Raw genomic sequence first — 25,769 nt, forward strand, 5'->3', positions numbered from 1 at the left:
GCGGATACCATCGGTATGGCTGATCCTGTTCCCTCATCACCGTTCGGAAGGGGGCCGCTCGCGTGAGTGTGCTCGACGAGATCATCGACGGCGTTCGCGCCGACCTCGCGGAGCGGCAGGCGCGCGTCAGCCTCGACGAGCTGAAGGAGCGCGCGGCCCGCGCTCCCCAGGCCAAGGACGGAGTCGCCGCCCTGCGCGGCGAGGGCGTGACCGTCATCTGCGAGGTCAAGCGCTCATCCCCCTCCAAGGGGGCCCTGGCCGCCATCGCCGACCCGGCCGCGCTCGCCGCGGACTACGAGGCGGGCGGCGCGTCCGTCATCTCGGTCCTCACCGAGGAGCGCCGCTTCGGCGGCTCGCTCGCCGACCTGGAGGCCGTCCGCGCCAAGGTCGACATCCCGGTCCTGCGCAAGGACTTCATCGTCACCTCGTACCAGCTGTGGGAGGCCCGGGCGTACGGCGCCGACCTCGCCCTGCTGATCGTCGCCGCCCTCGACCAGGAGGCCCTGGTCTCCCTGATCGAGCGCGCCGAGTCGATCGGGCTCACCCCGCTCGTCGAGGCGCACGACGAGGAGGAGGCGGAGCGCGCCGTGGACGCCGGAGCCAAGATCATCGGCGTCAACGCGCGCAACCTGAAGGACCTCAAGGTCGACCGTTCCACCTTCGAGCGCGTCGCCCCCGAGATCCCCGACCACATCGTCAAGGTCGCCGAGTCCGGCGTCCGCGGCCCGCACGACCTGATCGCGTACGCCAACGCCGGCGCCGACGCGGTCCTGGTCGGCGAGTCCCTGGTCACCGGCCGCGACCCGCGCGCCGCCGTCGCCGACCTGGTCGCCGCGGGCGCCCACCCGGCACTCCGCCACGGCCGCGGCTGACCGGGAACGGACGACAGCGACCATGACCGGACGTCCCGTGCCCCGCACCCGGCCGGGCCTCGGCCCGGCCGGGACCCCGGCCCGGGACCCGTACGCCCCGCCGGCGCGCGGCTGCCGCCCGCCCGTCTCCCACCACCACCCCCAGCCGAGGCGCTGCGCGCCGCCCTTCTGGCACCGTGGCTGCCGTGCACCCGCCCGGCGCGTGCACGGAAGGCGCGTGCGGTACGTCATCGGCGACGAGCCCGGCCAGGTGAACGGGATGCGATGGCGCCCGGGGTCCGCGCAGTAGCGAGCCCCGGCCGACGTACCGCAGCACCCGCCCCATCCCGTACGTACGACCGCACCGCCCCGACCGCACGCCGGTCGCGGTGGCGCTCGCTCCTTTGCGCATACGGTGCATCCATCCGTTGCCATGCCAAGGAGCACGTCGCATGTCGTCCGACTTCTTCATTCCGGACCCCGAGGGTCTGATCCCCAGCGCCGAGGGCTATTTCGGCGCGTACGGCGGCAAGTTCATCCCGGAGGCCCTCGTCGCCGCCGTGGACGAGGTCGCCGTCGAGTACGACAAGGCCAAGGCCGACCCGGCCTTCGCCGCCGAGCTCAACGAGCTGATGGTCGACTACACCGGCCGGCCCAGCGCGCTGACCGAGGTGCCGCGCTTCGCCGAGCACGCGGGCGGCTCCCGGATCTTCCTCAAGCGCGAGGACCTGAACCACACCGGCTCGCACAAGATCAACAACGTGCTGGGCCAGGCGCTGCTCACCAAGCGCATGGGCAAGACCCGCGTCATCGCCGAGACCGGCGCCGGTCAGCACGGCGTCGCCACCGCGACCGCCTGCGCCCTCTTCGGCCTCGACTGCACCATCTACATGGGCGAGATCGACACCCGGCGCCAGGCGCTGAACGTCGCCCGGATGCGGATGCTCGGCGCCGAGGTCGTTGCCGTGAAGTCCGGCTCGCGGACCCTGAAGGACGCCATCAACGAGGCGTTCCGCGACTGGGTCGCCAACGTGGACCGTACGCACTACCTCTTCGGTACGGTCGCGGGCCCGCACCCCTTCCCGGCGATGGTCCGCGACTTCCACCGCGTCATCGGCGTCGAGGCCCGCCGCCAGATCCTGGAGCGCGCGGGCCGCCTCCCGGACGCGGCGGTCGCCTGCGTCGGCGGCGGCTCCAATGCCATCGGCCTCTTCCACGCCTTCATCCCCGACGCCGACGTCCGCCTGGTGGGCTGCGAGCCCGCCGGGCACGGGGTGGAGACCGGCGAGCACGCGGCGACCCTCACCGCGGGCGAGCCCGGCATCCTGCACGGCTCGCGCTCCTACGTCCTCCAGGACGACGAGGGCCAGATCACCGAGCCGTACTCCATCTCGGCGGGCCTGGACTACCCGGGCATCGGCCCGGAGCACTCCTACCTCAAGGACACCGGGCGCGGTGAGTACCGCGCGGTCACCGACGACGCGGCCATGCAGGCCCTGCGCCTGCTGTCGCGCACCGAGGGCATCATCCCGGCCATCGAGAGCGCCCACGCGCTCGCCGGTGCGCTGGAGCTCGGCAAGGAGCTGGGCAAGGACGGGCTGATCCTCGTCAACCTGTCCGGCCGCGGCGACAAGGACATGGACACCGCCGCCCGCTACTTCGGGCTCTACGACACCGACGCCGCCGTCGAGGCGGACGCCGACAGCGACCGCGCCGAGATCGAGGGGGATGCCAAGTGAGCGGCAACATCGAGCTGTTGAACACCACCCTCGCCGCGGCCAAGGCGGCGGACCGGGCGGCGCTCATCGCCTACCTCCCGGCGGGCTTCCCGACCGTCGACGGCGGCATCGAAGCCGTCAAGGCCGTCATCGCGGGCGGCGCGGACGTCGTCGAGATCGGGCTGCCGCACAGCGACCCGGTCCTCGACGGGCCGGTCATCCAGACCGCCGACGACATCGCCCTGCGCGGCGGCGTCCGGATCGCCGACGTGATGCGCACGGTCCGTGAGGCGTACGAGGCCACCGGCGTCCCGATCCTGGTCATGACGTACTGGAACCCCATCGACCGGTACGGTGTCGAGCGCTTCACCGCCGAACTGGCCGAGGCGGGCGGCGCCGGGTGCATCCTGCCCGACCTGCCGGTCCAGGAGTCCGCGCTGTGGCGGGAACACGCCGAGAAGCACGGTCTCGCCACCGTGTTCGTCGTCGCCCCCAGCAGCCAGGACGCCCGCCTCGCCACCATCACGGCGGCCGGCAGCGGCTTCGTCTACGCCGCGTCGCTGATGGGCGTCACCGGCACCCGCGCCTCCGTCGGCGCCCAGGCCCAGGACCTGGTGGGACGCACCCGCGCCACCACCGATCTGCCGGTCTGCGTCGGCCTCGGCGTCTCCAACGCGGCGCAGGCCGCCGAGGTCGCCGGGTTCGCCGACGGCGTGATCGTCGGCTCGGCCTTCGTCAAGGCCATGCTGGACGCCCCCGACGAGGCCGCCGGCCTCGCCGCCGTCCGCTCCCTGGCGGGCGAACTGGCCGAAGGTGTTCGAAAGCGCTGAGCCGCGAATCACCCGAATGGGTGGATTGTGGACCGGGGAGGCGCGGAGGTGCCTCCCCGGTTCGTTCCCCGGGCGTGAGCGACAAGATCCCTGAGGGAAACAGAAGCGCGCGTGAGCGCCTGGCCCAGCAGCGCGAGCGGGAGAAGGGGCGCGAGAAGCGCCGCCGGACCCTGATCGTCGCCTCGGCCGTGGTCGGGGTGCTCGCCCTGGCCGCCGTGGTCGGACTGATCGCGGCCAACGCCGGCAAGGACGACGGCGGCGACACCGCCTCCGGCCCCGCCATCGCCCCGTCGGGCGCGACCGGCGAGGCCGCCCTGACCCTCCCGGTCGGCGCGGCCGACGCCCCGTCCACCCTCACCATCTGGGAGGACTTCCGCTGCCCGGTCTGCGCCCAGTTCGAGAACGCCTTCCGGGACACCATCAAGGAGCTGGCGGACGAGGGCCAGGTCAAGGTGGAGTACCACCTGGCCACGATCATCGACGGCAATCTCGGCGGCACCGGTTCGCTGCGCGCCGCCAACGCCGCCGCCTGCGCCCAGGACGACGGCAAGTTCGCGCCGTACCACGACGTTCTCTTCAGCAACCAGCCTCCCGAGCCGGACGACGCCTTCGGCAAGAACAGCCGGCTGATCGAGCTGGCCGGGAAGGTCGAGGGGCTCGACACCCCGGGCTTCCGTAGCTGTGTGGAGGACGGCGAGCACGACAGCTGGGTGAAGAAGTCCGACACGGCGTTCCGCGAGGGCGGCTTCCAGGGCACGCCGACGGTGCTGCTCAACGGGGAGTCCGTCTTCCCGAGCAAGGGTGACGAGCAGATCTCCCCGGAGAATCTGAAGAAGTGGGTCGCCGCGGCCAACAAGGGCAAGAAGCCCGGCACCGACGCCCCGGCCACCCCGGAGGAGGGATCGTCCGACCCGGCCGCCCCGTCGTCCGCCCCCGGTTCCTGACCGGCCACCGCGCCCGCCGTGACGCGGTCCTCGTTACCCAGACGTTGCCGGGTGGCTTGCCGTACCCACCGCCCGGCAAGGTAGCGTCGACCTCGCCATGAACCTTGCCTTCATTCCCAGCCCGTCGACCGGCGTGATCGAGCTCGGCCCGATCCCGCTCCGCGGCTACGCGTTCTGCATCATCATCGGTGTCTTCGTCGCCGTCTGGTTCGGCAACAAGCGCTGGATCGCCCGTGGCGGCAGAGCCGGCACCGTGGCCGACATCGCCGTCTGGGCCGTGCCCTTCGGTCTCGTCGGCGGCCGGCTCTACCACGTGATCACCGACTACCAGCTGTACTTCAGCGACGGTGAGGACTGGGTCGACGCCTTCAAGATCTGGGAGGGCGGCCTCGGCATCTGGGGCGCGGTGGCCTTCGGCGCCGTCGGCGCCTGGATCGCCTGCCGCCGCCGGGGCATCCCGCTGCCCGCCTGGGCGGACGCCATGGCCCCCGCCCTCGCCATCGCGCAGGCCATCGGCCGCTGGGGCAACTGGTTCAACCAGGAGCTCTACGGCAAGCCCACCGACCTGCCCTGGGCGCTGGAGATCAGCGACGGCCCGAACCGGGTCGCCGGGACGTACCATCCGACCTTCCTGTACGAGTCGCTGTGGTGCATCGGTGTCGCGCTGCTGGTGATCTGGGCCGACCGCCGCTTCCGGCTCGGCCACGGACGGGCGTTCGCGCTGTACGTCGCGGCCTACTGCGCGGGACGCGGCTGGATCGAGTACATGCGGGTCGACGAGGCCCACCACGTCCTGGGCCTCCGCCTGAACGTGTGGACCGCGATCGTCGTCTTCGTCCTCGCCGTCGTCTACATCGTGATCTCCGCGAAGATCCGCCCGGGACGCGAGGAGATCGTCGAGCCGGACCGGGACGCGGACGCCACGAAGAGCACCGAGGACGCGAAGACCGCCGACGCCGACGCCACCGAGAAGGACGGCGCCGAGGACGCGGACGCGCCGGAGGCCGACAGCGCGGACGAGGACCCGCTGAAGAAGGACCGGCTCCGGAAGGACTCCGCCCCCGAGGCGGCCGACAAGAGCTGACCGTTCGCGCCCCGCACGGCGCACCCCGCACTGCCCCGATCGCCGGGCGGACCTGAGAAACCTCAGGACCGCCCGGCGATCGCCAGTGTGCGGCGGGCGGACGCCACCACCGCCGCGTCCACGAACCGCCCGTCCGGCAGCGCCAGCGCCCCCGCCTCCACCGCCGAGGCCGCGACGATCTCCTCCGCCGCCTCGATCTCCTCGGCCGTCGGCCGGAACGCCCGCTCGATCACCTCCAGCTGGCGCGGGTGGATCGCCGCCCGCCCCAGCATCCCGAGCGCCCGCCCCCGCCCGCACGAGGCCCACAGCCCGTCCAGGTCCCGGACGCCCGGAAACACCGACTGGGCGGGAGGCGGCAGTGCGGCCGCCCGGGCCGCCACCACCAGCCGGCTGCGCGACCAGTCGAGCCCGCGGTCCTCCCGTACGCCCAGATCGGCCCGCAGGTCCGCCTCGCCCAGCGCGATGCCCCGGACCGCGGGGTCGGCCGTGGCGATCGAGTACGCGTGCTCCATGGCGAGCGCCGACTCCAGCAGCGGATACAGCGGTACGCCGGGGGCCACCGCCGCCACATGGTGCACCGAGACCGCGTGGGTGATCTTGGGCAGCCGGAGACCGGACAGCCCCGGCAGCCCCGTCAGCGCCCGGATGTCGTCCTCGCCGTGCACCCGGACATGGACCGGTACGGCGTCCGGCGACGCGGTCACCGTGTCCGCGAGGAGTTCGGCGGTGGCGGAGCGCGCGTACTCCTTGCGGTCCGGGGCGACGGCGTCCTCCAGGTCGACGATCACCACGTCCGCCCCGCTGCCCAGCGCCTTGGCCACCACCTCCGGCCGGTCCCCGGGCACGTACAGCCAGGTCAGCGGCGGCCGGCCGGGCGCCGCGGGAGCGTCCTCCGGCAGCGGAGGGACGGCGGCGGCCGTGCAGTCGCTCACAGCGCCCCCTGGTCCCGCAGCGCCGCGATCCGGTTCTCCGAGAGTCCCAGCCCGGCCAGGATCTCGTCGGTGTCCGCGCCGTGCGGGCGGCCCGCCCAGCGAATCCCGCCCGGCGTCCCCGAGAGCCGGAAGAGGACGTTCTGCATCCGCAGCGGCCCCAGCTCCGGGTCGTCGACCTCGGCGATGGTGCCCAGCGCCCGGTACTGCGGGTCCTCCATCACCTCCCGTACGTCATGGATCGGCGCGACGGCCGCCTCCGCCTTCTCGAAGCCGTTGATCACCTCCTCGCGGCTGTGGCGGGAGATCCAGTGGCCGACCGCCCCGTCCAGCTCCTCGGTGTGCTCGGCCCGGGTGGTGCCCGCGCCGAACCAGGGCTCCTCGATCAGGTCCGGGCGGCCGACGAGACGCATCACCCGCTCGGCTACGGACTGGGCGGAGGTGGAGACCGCGACCCAGTGGCCGTCGGCGGTGCGGTAGGTGTTGCGCGGGGCGTTGTTGCGGGAACGGTTGCCGGTGCGCGGCTGGACATAGCCGAGCTGGTCGTACCAGAGCGGCTGCGGGCCCAGCACCGTGAGGATCGGCTCGATGATCGCCAGGTCCACCACCTGCCCCTCGCCGGTCTTCTCCCGCCCGGCGAGCGCGGCCATCACCGCGTACGCCGTGGCCAGCGCCGCGATGGAGTCGGCGAGCCCGAACGGCGGCAGCGTCGGCGGCCCGTCCGGCTCCCCGGTGATCGCGGCGAACCCGCTCATCGCCTCGGCGAGCGTCCCGAAGCCGGGGCGGTGGGCGTACGGCCCGAACTGGCCGAAGCCGGTGACCCGGGCCAGCACCAGCCGCGGGTTGACGGCGTGCAGCTCCTCGGGGCCGAGCCCCCAGCGCTCCAGGGTGCCGGGCCGGAAGTTCTCGACGATGACGTCCGTCCCGGCGGCCAGCCGGAGCAGCACGTCCCGGCCGCCGGGCGCGGACAGATCGAGGGTGAGGGCGCGCTTGTTGCGGCCGAGCAGCTTCCACCACAGGCCCACCCCGTCCTTGGCGGGCCCGTGCCCGCGCGAGGGGTCGGGCTTACGGGGGTGCTCGACCTTGATCACATCGGCGCCGTAGTCCCCGAGCATGGTGGCCGCGAGCGGTCCGGCGAAGAGGGTGGCCAGGTCGATGACCTTCAGCCCGGTCAGCGGTCCTGCCGCTGTCGTGCTCGTCGGGCCTGCTGCTGTGGTGCTCATACGGTCTCCGCCTCGATCTCGCTCCGGTAGGGCATGGACGTGGACGCGCCGGGCTTCTGGACGCAGAGCGCGGCGGCCGCGGTGGCGAAGGCCACCGCCTTCGCCACCGGCCGCCCCTCGCCGAGCGCCACCGCCAGCGACCCGACGAAGGTGTCCCCGGCGCCGGTCGTGTCGACGGCGTTCACCGAGGGGGCCTCGAAGAGCACCGGCTCGCCGCCCCGGGCCGCGTACAGGCAGCCCTTCGCGCCGAGCGTGACGATGACCTCGGGCACCCGGCGCAGCAGGATCTGGGCGGCGGCGTGCGGTTCGGCCTGCCCGGACAGCTCGGCGGCCTCGTGCTCGTTGGGCACCAGCAGGTCGATGTGGTCGAGGAGTTCGTCGGGCAGTGGCTGCACGGGAGCGGGCGTGAGGATGGTGCGGACGCCCTGGGCGCGGGCCGCGCGGGCTCCTTCGACGACGGCGGACAGCGGGAGTTCGAGCTGCATCAGCAGCAGATCGGCGGCGGCGATCGCCGCGATCTCCCCGGGGCCGAGCGCGGTCACCACGCCATTGGCGCCGGGGATCACCACGATCGCGTTGGACCCGGTGTCGTCGACCACGATGTGCGCGGTGCCGCTGGGGCCCTCGGCGGTGTGCAGCAGGTCGGTGTCCACCCCCGCGTGTTCGAGGCCGTCGCGCAGCAGGGTGCCGTGGACGTCGTCGCCGACCGCGCCGATCATCGTGACCTCGCCGCCCGCGCGGGCGGCGGCGACGGCCTGGTTGGCGCCCTTGCCGCCGGGGATCGTCCGGAACTCCCGTCCGGTGACGGTCTCGCCGCGGCCGGGGGCGCGGGCCGTGTACGCGACGAGGTCCATGTTGGTGCTGCCGAGCACCGCGATACGGGTCATGGGCGCAGAGCCTCCTGATGGGTCAGTGCGGCGAGGGTGTCGAACCCGGTCCGGTCGAAGCCGGGTACGGAGGTGGCGAGCCGGTTCTTCAGCGGAGCCGTCCACCGCTCGGGCAGGGCGTCCGGCCCACCCGCCAGCAGTCCGGCCAGTGACCCGGCAGTCGCCCCGTTGGAGTCGGTGTCCCAGCCGCCGGAGACCGCGCGGCCGATCGACCGGGTGAAGTCGCCGTCGGCGTGGGTGAGGGCGGCGGCCAGCAGCGCGGCGTTGGGCAGCACGTGCACCCAGTGGTGGGTGTCGGCGTACGCGGCGTGCAGCCGGTCCACCACCACGTCGAACTCCCCTTCCGTACGGGCGGTTTCGATGCCGAGGCGGATCGCGCGGGCGTACCGCGAGTGCGGCGGCACCACCCGCAGCCCGGCGGCCAGGCAGCCGTGCACGTCGCTCTCGCCGCCCGCCGCCACGGCCAGCGCGGCGGCGGTGAACATCGCGCCGTACACCCCGTTGCCGGTGTGGGTGAGGACCGCGTCGCGGTGGGCCTGGGCGGCGGCCCCGGCCGGGTCGCCGGGGTGGGTCCAGCCGTGTACGTCGGCCCGGATCTGCGCGCCGATCCACTCCCGGAACGGGTTGCGGAAGCGGGCGGTCTCCGGCGGCTCGACGCCCGCGAGGAGATTGCCGTACGCGATGCGCTCGGCGGTGAACGTCCGGCCGGCCGGCAGCTCGTCCAGCCAGAGCCGGGCGAGGTCGGCGGTGGTGAAGGACCGCCCGTGCCGCTGGAGCAACAGCAGTGTCAGCAAAGGGTGGTTGAGGTCGTCGTCCTCCGGCATGCCGTCGATGTTCTCGGCGAGCGAGGTGGGGGCCGAACGGCGGTTCCAGGGGTGGGCGGCGAGCAGTTCGGCGGGCACGCCGTGTGCGGTGAACCAGGTGGACAGCGGCCAGTTGCCGGTGGCGCGGGCCAGGGCCCGGATGCCGGTCAGCGGCAGCTTCTCCACCGGCTTGCCGAGCAGACAGCCCGCCGCCCGGCCCAGCCAGGCCGCGTGCAGCCGGTCCTGACCGACGACGGGGGCGGCCTCGGGCGGGCCCGGCCAGTGCGGGCAGGCGGCGACGATCGCGTCCAGGCCGGTGGGCTCGTCGGCTGCCAACGGCGATTCCAGCAGGGCGAGTTCGTCGAGCAGCTGCTCGGCCAGCGCGCGCAGTCGCGGCGGTGCGGGCGGTTCGGATGCGCCCGCGCGGTCCGGGGCGGCGGCGCCCCCGGCCGCGTACCACCGCTCCTCGATCTCCCGGGCGTCCCGGCCGTCCTGCGCGGCCTGCCGCAGTTCGTGCCCGACCAGGTCCTCCGGCTGCACCCAGGTGAGGCGGAGGTTCATCGCGTACCGGCCAGCGCGGTGAACGTCTCCTCGTGGGCCCGGCGGCGCTCCAGATCTCGGGCGAAGACCTCCCGGGCGACCTCCGCCAGGGTCCGGGCGGGGGCGTGCAGGTCCAGCCGGCTCGCCTCCGCGACGGTGGCCGCCCAGTCGGCCGGGACCTCGCCGCCGAGCGCGCCCACGATCGCCCCGCTCATCGTCGCGATGGAGTCGCAGTCCCGCCCGTAGTTCACCGAACCGAGCACCGTACGCCGGTAGTCGCCGCCCCCGACCAGCAACATGCCGAGCGCGATGGGCAGTTCCTCGATGGCGTGCAGCCGGGAGGGGCGGCGTGCGCCGAGCGAGGGGGCCCGGTAGTCGGGGCCGACCGTGTCGAAGGGCTCCACCGCCGCCCGCAGCGGGGTGAGCGCGGGCTCGAAGTCCTCGTGGCGCGCGGCCACTTCGCAGACCGCCTCGATCGCGGAGCGGGTGCCGTCCTTCGCCAGGGCGAGCGCGGCGTCGACCACCGTCTCCGGTGTGGCGCCCGGGCGGCAGGCGGCGGCGACGGCGGCCGCGAAGACCCCGGCGGCCTCCCGCCCGTACGAGGACTGATGCGGGGCCGCGACCTCCAGCGCCTCGGCGTAAGCGGCCCGCGGGTGACCGGCGTTCACCAGGCCGACCGGGGCCATGTACATCGCCGCCCCGCAGTTGACGATGTTGCCCGCACCGGCCTCGCGCGGGTCGATGTGCCCGTAGTGCAGCCGGGCCACGATCCACTTCTCCGCCAGGAAGATCCGCTGGAGCGGCAGCGCCTCGGCCTCCAGCTCCGGGATCCAGCGCGGGGAGAGCAGATCCGGTACGAGATGGTCCGCGACGGCGTACGCGTCGAGGTGGTCGCGGACCTTCTCGTAGACCCGGATCAGCGCGTGCGTCATCAGGGTGTCGTCGGTGACGTGGCCGTCGCCCTTGTGGTAGGGCGCGATGGGGCGCGCGGTGCGCCAGTCCTCGCCGTACCAGGGGCCGACGATCCCGGTCACCCGGCCGCCGTGGCGCTCGGCGATCTGCTCGGGGGTCCAGCCCTCGACCGGGCCGCCGAGCGCGTCGCCGACGGCGGCTCCGACGAGGGCCCGGGTGATCCGGTCATCCAGTCCGGGCGTGGTGGGGGAGGGGTGCGGGGCCGAGGGGGCGGCTTCCATGGCCGTTGTGGGCGTCATGACGGAATTGTCCACCCGGGGTGGCCGGTTCCGTGGCTGCCAGCAGCCCGGCGAGTTCGATCAGGTCCGTGCCCGCGAGCCGGGGCAGCGCGCAGCCCGCCAGCGTCCGGCACGCCTCGCGCCAGCCCGCCGGTACGGCGGCGATCGAGCCGATCGCCCCGGTCAGCGCCCCGGCCAGGGCGGGCGCGGAGTCCGCCACCCGGGACAGGCAGGCGGCGGCCGGGAGCGCCTGGGCGATCTCGCCCCGGGCGGCGGTGGTGAGGGCCAGGGCGACGGGGACGGTCTCCGCCGCCGCGATCCCGTAGCTGTAGACGTGGTCCACGATCTGGTGCTCCAACACCGGGACCAGGGCGAACGCCCCGGTCGGCTCGTCCGCGAACTCCCGGGCCAGACGGACCGCGTGCACGGCGTTGCGGGCGATCTCGGTGCCCTCGGGGAGCTGCTCCAGGGCGGCGTTCACCACGGTGTCGACGTCCGCCCCGGCCAGCGCCACGGCGACCGCCGCCGCCATGGCCCGCGCCCCGTGCACCCCGTCGCCGTCCTGGGTGTAGCGGGCGTCGAACTCGGCGAGCGCGGCGGCCTCCGCCGGATCGCCCGGGTGGACCACGGCGAGCACGGCGGCCCGGACGCACGCGGCGTCGTCGAAGTAGTGCGGGTTGTCGTGCCCGGTGGCGGGCGGCCGCAGCCCGGCGGCCAGGTTGCCGAGCCCGGCCCGCACCGAGATCCGGGCCCGCAGCGGAAGCACCGCCGCCTCGACCTCGGGGGCCCGGGCGCTGGCGGCGGCGACGGTGGCGGCCAGCGCGTTCCAGGCCCGGTCGACCGCGTCCCGCATCCGGCGGCCGGGGGTCAGGCCCGCCGCGTCGTCGGCCGCCGCCAGTACCGTACGGGCGGCGAACGCGGCCCACTCGGCGTCGTCGGACGGCCCGAGCCGCAGCGGCTCGGGCGGCTGGTTGAGGGCGATGGGCACCGGGAGCGTGGTGGTGGCGTTCTGCTCGGCGAAGGTGTCCAGCTCCCGGGTGAGCCGCCGGGTCCACTCGGGCATCCGGGCCGCCCGGTGCCGGGCCGCGGGCCACCCGGCGGCATCGCCCGCCGCCAGCCCGAGCAGCAGCCCCTCGATCCGGGCACGGCGGGTGGGCGCGGGAGCCCCGGCGGCCTGGTGCGCCGCGGTCATCGCCGCGTGGCTTCCGGCCGTTCCGCCGGTCGCGGTCGTCGTGGGCGCGGCCGGGGCCCCGGCCGCCTTGCGGGCTGTGGTCATCGCCGCTCCTCCCGTACGGGTGCGAAGGTGGCGGCCACGGACGCCATGTCCCGTACGGCCGACGGCTCGCGACCGCCGCCCCGCTCCTGCGGGTGCTCCGCAGCCCCGGCCGCCCCCGGATCGTCCGGGGTCAGCAGCTCCGCGATGTCCAGCACGTGGTAGCCGCGCATCGAGGGCAGACAGCTGCCCCGGACCGGGCCGATCGCGGCCGCCCAGTCCGGCGGGATCGAGCTCTCCCCGTGCAGCGCCCCGGCCAGGGCGCCCGCCACCGCCGCCGTCGTGTCCGCGTCGCGGCCCATGTTGACGGCCGTGAGCACCGCCGTCCGGAAGTCCCCGCGCGCCGCCGTGAACGCCCCGAACGCCAGGCCCACCGCCTCCGGCGCCAGGTCCGTCCACGGGTAACCGGCGATCACCACCGCCGAGCGCACCGCCCGCTCCATCGTGAGGCGGTCGGGGTAGGGCCGCTGGGCCGCCGCCACCGCCCGGCGCAGCGACCGGGCGGTCCAGGAGTCCATCGGGACCACCGAGAGCGCGGCCGCGATCACCGAGGCGAGGCCCGAGCCCACCATCGCCGCGGCCACCCCGGCCGCCACCGCCTGGCCCCCGTAGATCCCCTCGCCCTCATGGCTGACCCGGCCGTCCACCGCGACCAGCCGGGCCGCCTCGGCCGGGCGGCCCGCAGCGAACACCCCGAAGGGCGCCGCCCGCATCGCGAGCCCGTCGCTCCAGGCGTGCCGGTGCTGGGCCGAGATGGGCGCGGCCAGGCCCCGGCGCAGATTCTCCAGCGTGCCGCGCTCGCTGAACCCGGCCCCCCGGAACGGACCCTCGTCCAGATCGGCGATCCAGTGGTGCCAGGCCCGCTCCACATGGGAGACGTCGAGCGCCGAGCCGTGCCGGGCCAGCAGCAGCCCGGAGAAGATCGCGTACTCCGTGTCATCGGTGCCCGCCGGGTCATCGCTCACGAAGCCCTCGATCCGCCCCCAGCGGCGGCGGATCTCGGAGGGCCGCAGGTTCTCCGCCGGGGCGCCGAGCGCGTCCCCGACCGCCAGTCCCAGCAGCGCACCCCTGGCCCGGTCATTGCCGACGGCCGTGTCCATCGCGTCGCCCTTCCGCTCGTCCGGCGAGTCCGTATCCGGGCCCTGTCCGTATCTGTGCCACGCGGAGGACGGTCGGAGGCGGGAACGGGCCGGAAAAGGGCCACTCGGATGACCCGGCCGGATAGCTGAGGCTGGCCTTTCTTCGCAGGTCAGAGGGGTGGTAAGCCAGGCCTGCCTTGCTGGCGGCGGTCGCCCGACCGGCGTACATTGGACTTTGTCGAAAGTTGCACGGAATGGGGAGAAGCGCACCGTGGCCATCATCGAGACCGACGCCGTCCTGCACGAGGCGCACCGGGACAACCACACCCACCGGGATGTGAACGGCGGCTGGCTGCGCCCCGCCGTCTTCGGTGCGATGGACGGTCTGGTCTCCAACCTCGCCCTGATGACCGGGGTCGCGGGCGGCGCGGTCTCCCAGCAGACCCTGGTGATCACCGGCCTGGCCGGGCTCGCGGCCGGGGCCTTCTCCATGGCGGCGGGCGAGTACACCTCCGTCGCCTCGCAGCGCGAACTGGTCGAGGCCGAGCTCGACGTCGAACGCCGCGAACTGCGTAAGCACCCCAAGGACGAGATGGCGGAGCTGGCCGCGCTCTACGAGTCCCGGGGCGTGGACGCCCCGCTGGCCCGCGAGGTCGCCCGGCAGCTGTCGCACGACCCGGAGCAGGCGCTGGAGATCCACGCCCGCGAGGAACTCGGCATCGACCCGGGCGATCTGCCCTCACCGCTGGTGGCTGCCGTCTCCTCGTTCGGCGCCTTCGCGCTCGGCGCCCTGCTGCCCGTCCTGCCCTACCTCCTCGGGGCGAGCGCCCTGTGGCCCTCGGTACTCCTCGCCCTGCTCGGCCTCTTCGGCTGCGGCGCGGTGGTGGCCCGGGTGACGGCCCGCAGCTGGTGGTTCAGCGGACTGCGCCAGCTCGCCCTCGGCGGCGCGGCGGCGGCCCTGACGTACGGGCTCGGCACGCTGTTCGGCGTGGCGGTCGGCTGATTCCGCGGCGGGTCGGCGGACGGCGTAACCGGGCCGCCCGAACGACGCAACCGCCCGGCAACGCGTGTGACGTACGTCTTGGCGCCGCCCACTGGGCGCGACAGGCTCCGCGGCCCTAAAATGAGACGCTATGCAGTGCTACACATAAGTAGCCGTTACTCGGTGGTTTCGTTTCCCCTGCCGCCGGGCAAGAGCCGTAAGCACCGCAGGCAACGACGCCTGCTCTCTGCGACTCCTCGGGCGCCGATCGTTCCGACTGCGACCCACCCCCTGGTGGAGCCGGTCACCTCTGGTCACCCAGTCACTTCCGGTCACCAGGGTGTCCGCATACTGGAACAAGCCTTCCGCTTCTTGAGAAGCGCCCCATCATGTAACCTGCACGAAATTTCGCAGAGGGCCAACGTCGTCCCTCGGCACCGCAAATGCCACGACGACGACGGGAGAGCCGATGCGTATCGACGCCTGGTCGCCCATGGACGGTCGCCCCGCCCAGCAGGGGATGTACGACCCCCGTAACGAGCACGACGCCTGTGGCGTCGGGTTCGTGGCCACTCTTACCGGTGTGGCCAGCCATGAGCTGGTCGAGCAGGCGCTGACCGTACTGCGCAACCTCGAACACCGCGGCGCCACCGGCTCCGAGCCCGACTCCGGCGACGGCGCCGGCATCCTCTGCCAGGTCCCGGACGCCTTCCTGCGCGCCGAGACCCCTTTCGAACTTCCCGAGGCCGGCTCGTACGCCGTGGGCATCGCCTTCCTGCCCGCGGACGACTCCACCGAGGCCGTCCGCACGATCGAGAAGATCGCCGCACAGGAGGGCCTGAAGGTCCTCGGCTGGCGTGACGTCCCGGTCACCCCAGCACTTCTCGGCAACGGCGCCCGCGCCACCATGCCCACCTTCCGCCAGGTCTTCGTCGCCGACGGCGAGTCCACCGGCATCGTCCTGGACCGCAAGGCGTTCGTCCTGCGCAAGCGTGCCGAGCGCGAGGCCGGGGTGTACTTCCCCTCGCTCTCCGCCCGCACCATCGTCTACAAGGGCATGCTCACCACCGGGCAGCTGGAGCCGTTCTTCCCGGACCTCTCCGACCGCCGCTTCGCCTCCACGGTCGCGCTGGTCCACTCCCGCTTCTCCACCAACACCTTCCCGAGCTGGCCGCTGGCCCACCCGTACCGCTTCGTCGCGCACAACGGCGAGATCAACACGGTCAAGGGCAACCGCAACTGGATGAAGGCCCGCGAGTCGCAGCTCGCCTCCGGGCTCTTCGGCCAGGCGCAGCTCGACCGGATCTTCCCCGTCTGCACCCCGGACGCCTCCGACTCGGCCTCCTTCGACGAGGTCCTGGAGCTGCTCCACCTCGGCGGGCGCTCGCTGCCGCACGCGGTGCTGATGATGGTCCCCGAGGCGTGGGAGAACCACGACTCGATGGACCCGGCCCGGCGCGCCTTCTACCAGTACCACGCCGCGATGATGGAGCCCTGGGACGGCCCGGCCTGCGTCACCTTCACCGACGGCGTCCAGGTCGGCGCGGTCCTCGACCGCAACGGTCTGCGCCCCGGCCGCTACTGGGTCACCGACGACGGCCTCGTCGTCCTCTCCTCCGAGGTCGGCGTCCTCGACATCGACCCCGCGAAGGTCGTCCGCAAGGGCCGCCTCCAGCCCGGCAAGATGTTCCTCGTCGACACCGCCGAGCACCGCATCATCGAGGACGACGAGATCAAGGCGTCCCTCGCCGCCGAGCAGCCCTACCAGGAGTGGCTGGAGACCGGCGAGATCGAGCTGAGCGACCTGCCCGAGCGTGAGCACATCGTGCACACCCACGCCTCGGTCACCCGCCGCCAGCAGACCTTCGGCTACACCGAGGAAGAGCTCCGCGTCATCCTCGCGCCGATGGCCCGCACCGCCGGCGAACCGCTCGGATCCATGGGCACCGACTCGCCGATCGCCGCGCTCTCCGAGCGCCCCCGGCTGCTCTTCGACTACTTCACCCAGCTCTTCGCCCAGGTCACCAACCCGCCGCTGGACGCCATCCGCGAAGAGCTGGTCACCTCGCTGCGCTCGTCGCTCGGCCCCCAGGGCAACATCCTGGAGCCGACCGCCGCCGCGGCCCGCAGCGTCACGCTGCCCTTCCCGGTGATCGACAACGACGAGCTCGCCAAGCTGATACACATCAACGCCGACGGCGACATGCCGGGCATGAAGGCCGCCACGCTCGCCGGTCTCTACCGGGTCGGCGGCGGCGGCGACGCGCTCGCCGCACGCCTCGAGGAGATCTGTACGGAGGTCGACGCCGCCATAGAGGACGGCACCCGCCTCATCGTGCTCTCCGACCGGCACTCCGACGCCGAGCACGCCCCGATCCCCTCGCTGCTGCTCACCTCGGCCGTCCACCACCACCTCATCCGCACCAAGCAGCGCACCCAGGTGGGTCTGCTGGTCGAGGCCGGGGACGTCCGCGAGGTCCACCACGTCGCGCTGCTCATCGGCTACGGCGCCGCCGCCGTCAACCCGTACCTCGCGATGGAGTCCGTCGAGGACCTGGTCCGCGCCGGCACCTTCATCGAGAACATCGAAGCCGAGCAGGCCATCCGGAACCTGATCTACGCGCTCGGCAAGGGCGTCCTCAAGGTCATGTCCAAGATGGGCATCTCCACCGTCGCCTCCTACCGCGGTGCCCAGGTCTTCGAGGCCGTCGGCCTCGACGAGGAGTTCGTCGCGACGTACTTCAACGGCACCGCCACCAAGATCGGCGGCGCCGGCCTGGACGTCGTCGCCAAGGAGGTCGCCGCCCGGCACACCAAGGCGTACCCCGCATCCGGCATCGCGGCCTCGCACCGCGCGCTGGAGATCGGCGGCGAGTACCAGTGGCGGCGCGAGGGCGAACCGCACCTGTTCGACCCGGAGACGGTCTTCCGCCTCCAGCACGCCACCCGCAACCGGCGCTACGACATCTTCAAGCAGTACACGGACCGGGTGAACGAGCAGTCCGAGCGCCTCATGACGCTCCGCGGCCTCTTCGGCTTCGACTCCGGCCGCGAGCCGATCTCCCTCGACGAGGTCGAACCCGCGTCCGAGATCGTCAAGCGGTTCTCCACCGGCGCCATGTCGTACGGCTCCATCTCCCGCGAGGCGCACGAGACGCTCGCCATCGCGATGAACCAGCTCGGCGGCAAGTCCAACACCGGCGAGGGCGGCGAGGACCCCGACCGCCTGTACGACCCGGCGCGCCGCTCCTCCATCAAGCAGGTCGCCTCCGGCCGCTTCGGAGTGACCAGCGAATACCTGGTCAACGCGGACGACATCCAGATCAAGATGGCCCAGGGCGCCAAGCCCGGCGAGGGCGGCCAGCTGCCCGGCCACAAGGTCTACCCGTGGGTCGCCAAGACCCGGCACTCCACCCCCGGCGTCGGCCTCATCTCGCCGCCGCCGCACCACGACATCTACTCCATCGAAGACCTCGCGCAGCTGATCCACGACCTCAAGAACGCCAACCCGCAGGCCCGCATCCACGTGAAGCTGGTCTCCGAGGTCGGCGTCGGTACGGTCGCCGCCGGTGTCTCCAAGGCCCACGCGGACGTCGTCCTCATCTCCGGCCACGACGGCGGAACGGGCGCCTCCCCGCTCACCTCGCTCAAGCACGCGGGCGGCCCCTGGGAGCTCGGCCTCGCCGAGACCCAGCAGACGCTGCTGCTCAACGGCCTGCGCGACCGCATCGTCGTGCAGACCGACGGCCAGCTCAAGACCGGCCGCGACGTCGTCATCGCCGCCCTGCTCGGCGCCGAGGAGTTCGGTTTCGCGACCGCGCCGCTCGTCGTCTCCGGCTGCGTCATGATGCGCGTCTGCCACCTGGACACCTGCCCGGTCGGCATCGCCACCCAGAACCCGGTCCTGCGCGACCGGTTCTCCGGCAAGGCCGAGTACATCGTCAACTTCTTCGAGTTCATCGCCGAAGAGGTCCGCGAGATCCTCGCCGAGCTGGGCTTCCGCTCCATCGAGGAGGCCGTCGGCCACGCCGAACTCCTCGACACCGACCGCGCGATCACCCACTGGAAGGCGCAGGGCCTCGACCTCGCCCCGCTCTTCCACGTGCCCGAGCTGCCCGAGGGCGCGGTCCGCCACCGCATCGTCGAGCAGGACCACGGTCTGACGAAGGCGCTCGACAACCAGCTGATCAAGCTGGCCGCCGACGCGCTGGGCGCCGAGAGCGCCGAGGCCGCCCAGCCGGTCCGCGCCCAGGTCGCGATCCGCAACATCAACCGGACCGTCGGCACCATGCTCGGCCACGAGGTGACCAAGAAGTTCGGTGGCCCGGGCCTGCCCGAGAACACCATCGACATCACCTTCACCGGCTCGGCCGGCCAGTCCTTCGGCGCGTTCGTGCCGCGCGGCGTCACCCTGCGCCTGGAGGGCGACGCCAACGACTACGTCGGCAAGGGCCTCTCCGGCGGCCGCGTGATCGTCCGGCCCGACCGGGGCGCCGACCACCTCGCCGAGTACTCCACCATCGCCGGCAACACCATCGGCTACGGAGCCACCGGCGGCGAGATCTTCCTGCGCGGCCGCACCGGCGAACGCTTCTGCGTCCGCAACTCCGGCGCGCTGGTCGTCTCCGAGGGCGTCGGCGACCACGGCTGCGAGTACATGACCGGCGGCCAGGCCGTCGTCCTCGGCGAGACCGGCCGCAACTTCGCCGCCGGTATGTCGGGCGGTGTCGCGTACGTCATCGACCTCAACCGCGACGACGTCAACGTCGGCAACCTCGGCGCGGTCGAGGAGCTGGACGACACCGACAAGCAGTGGCTGCACGACGTCGTGCGCCGCCACCAGGAGGAGACCGGCTCCACCGTCGCCGAGAAGCTCCTCGCCGAGTGGGACACCGCGGTGGCCCGCTTCAGCAAGATCATCCCGTCCACGTACAAGGCAGTGCTCGCCGCCAAGGACGCCGCTGAGCTCGCCGGTCTCTCCGAGCAGGAGACCACCGAGAAGATGATGGAGGCGGCGACCCATGGCTGACCCCAAGGGCTTCCTGACCACCGGACGCGAGGTCGCCCAGACCCGCCCCGTGGCCGAGCGCGTCAAGGACTGGAACGAGGTCTACGTTCCGGGCTCGCTGCTCCCGATCATCAGCAAGCAGGCCGGCCGCTGCATGGACTGCGGTATCCCGTTCTGCCACAACGGCTGCCCGCTGGGGAACCTCATCCCCGAGTGGAACGACTACGCCTACCGCGAGGACTGGACCGCCGCATCCGAGCGGCTGCACGCCACGAACAACTTCCCGGAGTTCACCGGGCGGCTGTGTCCGGCCCCCTGCGAGTCGGCGTGCGTCCTCGGCATCAACCAGCCCGCCGTCACCATCAAGAACGTCGAGGTCTCCATCATCGACAAGGCGTGGGACAGCGGCGACGTCACCCCGCAGCCGCCCGAGCGCCTCTCCGGCAAGACCGTCGCGGTGATCGGCTCGGGCCCGGCGGGACTCGCCGCCGCCCAGCAGCTGACCCGGGCCGGCCACACCGTCGCCGTCTACGAGCGCGCGGACCGCATCGGGGGCCTCCTCCGCTACGGCATCCCCGAGTTCAAGATGGAGAAGTCGCACATCAACCGCCGCATCGAGCAGATGCGCCTGGAAGGCACCAAGTTCCGTACGGAGGTGGAGATCGGCAAGGACATCGACGCCGCCAAGCTCCGCCGCCGCTACGACGCGGTCGTCATCGCGGCCGGTGCCACCGTCTCCCGCGACCTGCCGGTCCCCGGCCGTGAGCTGAACGGCGTCCACTTCGCCATGGAGTACCTGCCGCTCGCCAACAAGGTGCAGGAGGGCGACCTGACCGTCGCCCCGATCCACGCCGGCGGCAAGCACGTCGTCGTCATCGGCGGCGGCGACACCGGCGCCGACTGCGTGGGCACCGCCCACCGCCAGGGCGCGGCCTCCGTCACCCAGCTGGAGATCATGCCGAAGCCGGGCGAGGACCGGAACGCCAACCAGCCGTGGCCGACCTTCCCGATGCTCTACAAGGTCACCTCCGCGCACGAGGAGGGCGGCGAGCGGGTCTACTCCGTCTCCACCACCCACTTCGAGGGCGACGAGGACGGCAACGTCCAGGCCCTCCACCTGGTGGAGGTCGAGTTCAAGGACGGTAAGCTGGAGCAGAAGCCCGGCACGGAGCGGCGCATCCCCGCGCAGCTCGTCACCCTGGCCATGGGCTTCACCGGAACCGACCAGTCCAACGGTCTGGTCCAGCAGTTCGGCCTGGAGCTCGACCAGCGCGGCAACGTCGCCCGCGACGAGAGCTACGCGACCAACGTCGACGGCGTCTTCGTCGCCGGTGACGCGGGACGCGGCCAGTCGCTGATCGTGTGGGCCATCGCCGAGGGCCGCTCCGCCGCCCGCGGAGTGGACCGCTTCCTGACCGGGACCAGCGCCCTGCCGGCCCCGATCCGCCCGACGGACCGGTCCCTGCTGGTCTGAGCACCACCCGGGTTCCCCCTGGGCCACGCGGCCCGGGGGAGCCCCCACAAGACGTCCCGTACAACGGCGTACGGAACTGAACGCGGCGCCTGCCCGTCCCCGACCGGACACCAGCGGGCGCCGTGGCGCGTCCGGGGCCGGGGTGGCCTAGGCTCAAGGCCTGCCGAACACCGAACGGGGGAGCTGTCATGCGCGGTGCGGACACGGCCGTGGGCAGGAGCGGCCCGGCCATCAGCCTGACCAAGGTCCAGGAGACGGCTCCGGCCCTCGTGAACCTCTACAAGAGCGCCGGGGTCTCGCTGGAGAAGCACGGCCTCGGCGGCCACCGCGCGGCCGTCTACCTCGTCCTCGACCACTCCGGCTCGATGAAGCCCTACTACAAGGACGGCAGCGTCCAGGCGCTGGCCGACCGGGTGCTGGGCCTGTCGGCCAACCTCGACGACGACGGCACGGTGCCCGTCTTCTTCTTCTCCACCGACGTCGACGCCGTCACGGACATCGCCCTCGACAACCACCACGGCCGGATCGAGAAGATCGCGGCGGGCCTCGGACACATGGGGAAGACCAGCTATCACCTGGCGATGGACGCCGTCATCGACCACTACCTCGACAGCGGCTCCACCGCGCCCGCCCTGGTCGTCTTCCAGACGGACGGTGGGCCGATCAACAAGCTCGCCGCCGAGCGCTATGTCTGCAAGGCCGCGAAGCTGCCGATGTTCTGGCAGTTCGTCGGTTTCGGCAACACCCGCAGCAGCCAGTTCGACTTCCTGCGCAAGCTCGACGAGCTGGCCGTCCCCGGCAGGCGGGTCGTCGACAACGCCGGGTACTTCCACGCGGGCCTGGACCCCCGGAAGGTCCCGGACTCCGAGCTGTACGACCAGCTCGTCGCCGAGTTCCCGCACTGGCTGGCCGCCGCCCGCGAGCAGGGGATCGTGCCGTGACCGTACGGATCCTGCGCGCCGCCGACCTGACCCCCGCCCCCTGGAAGAACGGCGGCGGGCTCACCCGGGAGATCGCCACCGGCCCCGAGGGCGCCGGGGCCGACGCCTTCGACTGGCGGGTGAGCCTGGCGGATGTCACCGCCGACGGGCCGTTCTCCGTCTTCCCGGGCGTGGAGCGCATGCTGACCGTCGTCGAGGGCGCGGGCATGGACCTCGTCGTCGGCGGCGAGCACCACATCGTCGACGAGCCGCTTTGGCCGCACGCCTTTCCCGGCGACCGGCCCACCGACGGCTTCCTGCTGGCCGGACCCGTCGTCAATCTCAATGTCATGTACCGCAGAGCGCGTACGCGTGCGGAGACCGCCGTCGTCTGCGGCACGGTCCGGCTGCTGCCGCCGGAAGGCGGTGCGGTGCTCGCCGTCTCCCTGGACGACGGGGCGGAGCTGGAGGGCACGGACGTCCGGCTGGACCGCTACGACGCGGTGCTCGCGACCGGGGCGTCGCCCGGGGTCCTGCGGACGATGGGCCAGGCGGTGCTGATCACGTTCTCGGACGGGTGATCGCGCGCCCGGCGGAGGGCGGCAAATTCGGCTGACGGGATCCTCGCCGCGGGATACGGTCACCCGCATGCCCGCACACGTAACCGGACGTACCGTGATCCGCCGCTATGCCCACACGGACGAGAACGCTTCGATGGACATCTGGTCCCGGGCCGGCCGCACGGCCCATCCCTTCATCCCCGGTGAGGGCGAGGGCGAGCGCGCACGTGAGATGCGCGAGGTCCACCTCGTCCACGCCGAGAACTGGGTCGCCGAGTCGAACGGCCGGGTGGTGGCTCTCCTGGGGCTCCTGGACGCCGAGATCGGCGGCCTTTTCGTGGCTCCGGAAGCACAGGGCACCGGGGTGGGCCGACGCCTCGTCGAGCACGCGGCGGCGCTGCACGGCTCCCTGACCCTCGAGGTGTACGAGAAGAACACGCGGGCCCGCGGCTTCTACGCCCGGATGGGCTTCGTGGAGGAGAGCCGTCGTGTCGACGAGGAGTACGACGAGGTCCTGCTCAAGCTCGTCCGGCCGGCCCCGGAGAACCCGGTCCGGAGCGGTGAGGCGGTCGGCCCGGTCTGACTCCATCCCGGGGTCCGCCCGCCTGTCGCGCCCCAATGCCGACAGGAGATGTCGGGTATCCGGTGTTGCATGGCGCCCATGACGTCTTCATCGCCTTCATCCGCACCGGCACCCGCACCCGTCTCCTGGGAGGGGTTCGCCGCCGCCGAACCCGACTTCGCCGGCACCGTGCAACAGCGCTTCCGGCTCTACAAGCACCATGTCCTGGCCACCCTGCGGAAGGACGGCTCGCCCCGGGTCACCGGCCTGGAGGCCGACTTCCGCTTCGGCGAGCTGCTGCTCGGCATGATGCCGGACTCCCTCAAGGCCCTGGACCTGCGCCGCGACCCGCGCTTCGCGCTGCACGCCAACCCGGGCCCCGACGCCGAGATGAACGACGGCGACGTCCGGGTCAGCGGCCGGGCCGTGGAGATCACGGACCCGGAGGTGATCGCCCGCTTCATCGAGGAGGCCACCCCGCCCGAGCCCTTCCACCTCTTCCGGGCCGAACTGACCGAGGTGGTCCGCATCGGGCTCGACGGCGACGAGCTGGTCATCCGGTCCTGGCGGCCGGGCCGGCCGCTGCGCACCGTACGCCGGAAGTGACGAGGCCCCGGCGGGCGGGGCGGGCCCGGATCGAGGTCGCCGACCCCGCCGGCGCCCGGGCCGGACCGGGGTCGCTCACCCGCCCGGCGCCCGGACCCGGCTCAGCGTCGCTCACCTCGTGGGCGCCCGGACCCGGCCCCGCGTCGCTCACCCCGCCAGCACCCGGGCCCGGCACGCGGACGGCGTCCCCCAGGCGTCCCGCAGCGGCCGGGCCCGGCGCAGCCACCAGGCGAGGGCCAACTCCTCGGTGTAGCCGATCGCGCCGTGCGACTGGAGCGCGGTGCGGGCCGCCGCGTACGCCGCCTCGCCCGCCGTCACCTTCGCCGCCGCGACCGCCGCCCCGGCCCCGGCCGGCCCCTCGGCCAGCTCCACCGCCGCCCCGTACAGCAGCGGGCGCGCGAACTCCAGGCCGAGCAGGGTGTCGGCCAGCCGGTGCTTGACCGCCTGGAAGGAGCCGACGGGCACCCCGAACTGGGTGCGCTGCTTCACGTACGCCACCGTCGCCCGCAGCAGCTCCTCCCCGCAGCCCAGGGCCAGGCCCGCCGTCGCGAACGCCGCCCGGTCGCCCGCCGCCCGCGCCGCCTCGCGCACCCCCGGCCCGGCCGCCACCACCGCGCCGCCCGGCTCCGGCCGGAACAGCCGCCGCGCCGGATCCACCGAGACCGCCGGTGAACCCGGGCCCGGCGCGAGCCGCAGTTCGTCGCCGGTGACCGTGAACACCGCGTCCGCCGCGTCCGCGTCCAGCGCGTACGGCCCGTGCCCCTCCAGAAGCAGCGACACCACCGCCGTACCCGCCGCGATCCTCGGCAGCCACTCCTTCGCCGCCGGGCCGCCCGCCCCGCCCAGCAGCACCCCGGCCGCCAGGGTCTCCGCCACCGGGCCGGGCACCGCGTGCCGCCCCAGCTCCACGCAGGCGACGGCGCTCTCCACCGGGAGCGGCCCCAGACCCCCGTACGCCTCCGGAACCGCCAGCGCGAACACCCCCGCGTCCGCGAGCCGCCCCCACAGTGCCCGCCCCGGCCCGTGATCCCCGGCCGCCCACGCCCGCAGGACCGCCGGGGTGCCGGCCGCCGTCAGCAGCGCGTCCAGGGAGCGCCCGAACTCCCGCTGCTCGTCGGTGAGCAGGAAACGCATCAGCGCCGTCCCTTCGGCAGGCCGAGCAGCCGCTCGGCGATGATGTCGCGCTGGATCTCGTTCGTCCCGGCGTAGATCGGCCCCGCCAGGGCGAAGACGTACCCCTCCGCCCAAGCCGTGTCCGCCCGTTCCGCGTCCGGGCCCAGCAGGTCCAGCGCCGTCTCGTGCAGCGCGATGTCGTACCGCGACCAGAACACCTTGTTCAGGCTGGACTCCGGACCCAGCGACGCCCCCGCCGCGAACCGGGCCGCCGAGGCCGCCGTGAACAGCCGGTACGCCCGCGCCCCGATCACCGCGTCCGCCACCCGGTCCCGCAGCGCCGTGTCCGCCGGGTCGCCCGCCTCCCGCCACCGTTCCGTCAGCCGGGCGGCGGCGGCCAGGAAGCGGCCGGGGGAGCGGAGCGTGAGCCCGCGTTCGTCCCCCGTGGCCGACATCGCGATCCGCCAGCCCTGCCCCGGCTCCCCGATGACGTCCTCGTCCGGTACGAAGACCTCGTCCAGGAAGATCTCGGCGAACGCCGGCTTCCCGTCCAGCCGGCCGATCGGATGCACCGTGACCCCGGGGTCCCGCAGCCCGAACATCAGGTACGTGAGCCCCTGGTGCGGTTTCGCCGCCCCCGGGTCCGTACGGAAGATCCCGAACGCCCGGTCCGCGAACGCCGCCCGTGATGACCATGTCTTCTGCCCCGACAGCAGCCAGCCGCCCTCCGTCCGCACCGCCCGCGAGCGCAGCGCCGCCAGGTCCGACCCGGCCTCCGGCTCCGACCAGGCCTGCGCCCAGATCACCTCGCCGCTCGCCATCGGGGGCAGCACCCGGGCCCGCTGCTCCGCCGTGCCGTGGGCGAGCAGGGTCGGGGCGAGGAGGCTGACCCCGTTCTGCGAGACCCGGCCCGGCGCGCCCGCCGCCCAGTACTCCTCCTCGAACGCCAGCCAGCCGAAGAGATCCGCGCCCCGGCCCCCGTACTCCTGCGGCCAGGAGACGGCCGACCACCGGCCGCTGTGCAGCAGCGCCTCCCACGCCCGGTGCGCGGCGAACCCCTCCTCGGTCTCCAGGGAGGGCAGCGGCCGGGCGGGTACGTGCTCGCGGAGCCAGGCCCGGGCCTCGGCCCGCAGCGCCCCGGTCCGTGCTGTCTGCGCCAGGTCCATGGCGCGCCCGCCTTCCCTCCGGTCGGC

General features: G+C 73.3%; 22 protein-coding genes. 13 read left to right on the forward strand and 9 right to left on the reverse strand.

Translation table 11 applies throughout. The annotated features are described in order from the left end of the window. The first annotated feature begins 62 nt into the window (after positions 1–62). From trpC to lgt, 6 genes are all read left to right on the forward strand, one after another. A complete protein-coding gene (gene trpC, locus AC0VY3_RS10175) occupies positions 63–872 on the forward strand; it encodes an indole-3-glycerol phosphate synthase TrpC (RefSeq protein WP_014045367.1) in 810 nt (269 codons plus the stop codon). Positions 873–894: 22 nt separating this feature from the next. Next, entirely contained in the window at positions 895–1,161 is a 267-nt protein-coding gene (trpM, locus tag AC0VY3_RS10180) for a tryptophan biosynthesis modulator TrpM (protein ID WP_242740521.1), read from the forward strand. Between the two features lie 142 nt (positions 1,162–1,303). Next, the gene (trpB, locus tag AC0VY3_RS10185) at positions 1,304–2,590 is read left to right on the forward strand and encodes a tryptophan synthase subunit beta (RefSeq protein WP_103508116.1); all 1,287 of its coding nucleotides are present in this window, start codon (positions 1,304–1,306) and stop codon (positions 2,588–2,590) included. Continuing rightward, the gene (gene trpA, locus AC0VY3_RS10190) at positions 2,587–3,399 is read left to right on the forward strand and encodes a tryptophan synthase subunit alpha (protein WP_030622763.1); all 813 of its coding nucleotides are present in this window, start codon (positions 2,587–2,589) and stop codon (positions 3,397–3,399) included. Before trpB ends, trpA begins: the two co-directional genes overlap by 4 nt. A 74-nt stretch (positions 3,400–3,473) precedes the next feature. Further along, the gene (locus tag AC0VY3_RS10195; RefSeq protein WP_103508115.1) at positions 3,474–4,343 is read left to right on the forward strand and encodes a DsbA family protein; all 870 of its coding nucleotides are present in this window, start codon (positions 3,474–3,476) and stop codon (positions 4,341–4,343) included. Positions 4,344–4,440: 97 nt separating this feature from the next. After that, the gene (gene lgt / locus AC0VY3_RS10200; RefSeq protein WP_475549453.1) at positions 4,441–5,427 is read left to right on the forward strand and encodes a prolipoprotein diacylglyceryl transferase; all 987 of its coding nucleotides are present in this window, start codon (positions 4,441–4,443) and stop codon (positions 5,425–5,427) included. A gap of 62 nt (positions 5,428–5,489) precedes the next feature. Here lgt and AC0VY3_RS10205 read toward each other — a convergent pair whose 3' ends face one another. Genes AC0VY3_RS10205 through AC0VY3_RS10235 form a run of 7 tightly spaced genes read right to left on the reverse strand, consistent with a single transcriptional unit; the run spans position 5,490 to position 13,372 of the window. Then, complete coding sequence (locus tag AC0VY3_RS10205; RefSeq protein WP_475551658.1) at positions 5,490–6,326, reverse strand: HpcH/HpaI aldolase/citrate lyase family protein; 837 nt, start codon at positions 6,324–6,326, stop codon at positions 5,490–5,492. Between the two features lie 29 nt (positions 6,327–6,355). Continuing rightward, positions 6,356–7,579 (reverse strand): CaiB/BaiF CoA transferase family protein, encoded by a 1,224-nt coding sequence (locus tag AC0VY3_RS10210; protein WP_103508113.1) that lies wholly within the window; start codon positions 7,577–7,579, stop codon positions 6,356–6,358. Beyond that, complete coding sequence (gene rbsK, locus AC0VY3_RS10215) at positions 7,576–8,466, reverse strand: ribokinase (protein WP_475549454.1); 891 nt, start codon at positions 8,464–8,466, stop codon at positions 7,576–7,578. The genes AC0VY3_RS10210 and rbsK overlap by 4 nt, the downstream gene beginning before the upstream one ends. After that, entirely contained in the window at positions 8,463–9,830 is a 1,368-nt protein-coding gene (locus tag AC0VY3_RS10220) for an ADP-ribosylglycohydrolase family protein (protein WP_103508111.1), read from the reverse strand. The genes rbsK and AC0VY3_RS10220 overlap by 4 nt, the downstream gene beginning before the upstream one ends. Then, positions 9,827–11,020, reverse strand: a complete 1,194-nt coding sequence (locus AC0VY3_RS10225; RefSeq protein ID WP_103508110.1) for an ADP-ribosylglycohydrolase family protein — start codon at positions 11,018–11,020, stop codon at positions 9,827–9,829. The genes AC0VY3_RS10220 and AC0VY3_RS10225 overlap by 4 nt, the downstream gene beginning before the upstream one ends. Further along, the gene (locus tag AC0VY3_RS10230; RefSeq protein ID WP_475549455.1) at positions 10,947–12,275 is read right to left on the reverse strand and encodes an ADP-ribosylglycohydrolase family protein; all 1,329 of its coding nucleotides are present in this window, start codon (positions 12,273–12,275) and stop codon (positions 10,947–10,949) included. The genes AC0VY3_RS10225 and AC0VY3_RS10230 overlap by 74 nt, the downstream gene beginning before the upstream one ends. Then, complete coding sequence (locus tag AC0VY3_RS10235) at positions 12,272–13,372, reverse strand: ADP-ribosylglycohydrolase family protein (RefSeq protein WP_242740531.1); 1,101 nt, start codon at positions 13,370–13,372, stop codon at positions 12,272–12,274. Before AC0VY3_RS10235 ends, AC0VY3_RS10230 begins: the two co-directional genes overlap by 4 nt. Positions 13,373–13,622: 250 nt before the next feature. Here AC0VY3_RS10235 and AC0VY3_RS10240 point away from each other — a divergent pair, with 250 nt between their 5' ends. The 7 genes from AC0VY3_RS10240 (at position 13,623) to AC0VY3_RS10270 (ending at position 23,463) form a co-directional block, all read left to right on the forward strand. Further along, on the forward strand, positions 13,623–14,354 hold the full coding sequence (locus tag AC0VY3_RS10240) for a VIT1/CCC1 transporter family protein (protein ID WP_103508170.1): 732 nt from the start codon (positions 13,623–13,625) through the stop codon (positions 14,352–14,354). Positions 14,355–14,802: 448 nt separating this feature from the next. Further along, positions 14,803–19,362: a glutamate synthase large subunit gene (gene gltB / locus AC0VY3_RS10245; protein WP_475549456.1), complete on the forward strand. Its 4,560-nt coding sequence runs from the start codon at positions 14,803–14,805 to the stop codon at positions 19,360–19,362. After that, complete coding sequence (locus AC0VY3_RS10250) at positions 19,355–20,815, forward strand: glutamate synthase subunit beta (RefSeq protein WP_103508168.1); 1,461 nt, start codon at positions 19,355–19,357, stop codon at positions 20,813–20,815. The genes gltB and AC0VY3_RS10250 overlap by 8 nt, the downstream gene beginning before the upstream one ends. A gap of 188 nt (positions 20,816–21,003) precedes the next feature. Continuing rightward, complete coding sequence (locus AC0VY3_RS10255) at positions 21,004–21,756, forward strand: vWA domain-containing protein (protein WP_475549457.1); 753 nt, start codon at positions 21,004–21,006, stop codon at positions 21,754–21,756. Next, positions 21,753–22,316: a HutD/Ves family protein gene (locus AC0VY3_RS10260; protein ID WP_103508166.1), complete on the forward strand. Its 564-nt coding sequence runs from the start codon at positions 21,753–21,755 to the stop codon at positions 22,314–22,316. Before AC0VY3_RS10255 ends, AC0VY3_RS10260 begins: the two co-directional genes overlap by 4 nt. Before the next feature lie 67 nt (positions 22,317–22,383). Further along, entirely contained in the window at positions 22,384–22,878 is a 495-nt protein-coding gene (locus AC0VY3_RS10265) for a GNAT family N-acetyltransferase (RefSeq protein ID WP_103508165.1), read from the forward strand. A gap of 69 nt (positions 22,879–22,947) precedes the next feature. Then, complete coding sequence (locus tag AC0VY3_RS10270) at positions 22,948–23,463, forward strand: pyridoxamine 5'-phosphate oxidase family protein (RefSeq protein ID WP_103508164.1); 516 nt, start codon at positions 22,948–22,950, stop codon at positions 23,461–23,463. A 147-nt stretch (positions 23,464–23,610) separates the two neighbouring features. On the opposite strand, the gene AC0VY3_RS10275 is transcribed toward AC0VY3_RS10270, so the two are convergent. Next, the gene (locus AC0VY3_RS10275) at positions 23,611–24,597 is read right to left on the reverse strand and encodes an acyl-CoA dehydrogenase family protein (protein ID WP_475549458.1); all 987 of its coding nucleotides are present in this window, start codon (positions 24,595–24,597) and stop codon (positions 23,611–23,613) included. Further along, entirely contained in the window at positions 24,597–25,742 is a 1,146-nt protein-coding gene (locus tag AC0VY3_RS10280; protein ID WP_475549459.1) for an acyl-CoA dehydrogenase family protein, read from the reverse strand. The genes AC0VY3_RS10275 and AC0VY3_RS10280 overlap by 1 nt, the downstream gene beginning before the upstream one ends. Positions 25,743–25,769 lie beyond the last annotated feature (27 nt).

This window comes from Streptomyces sp. iso_384, from assembly GCF_056172905.1.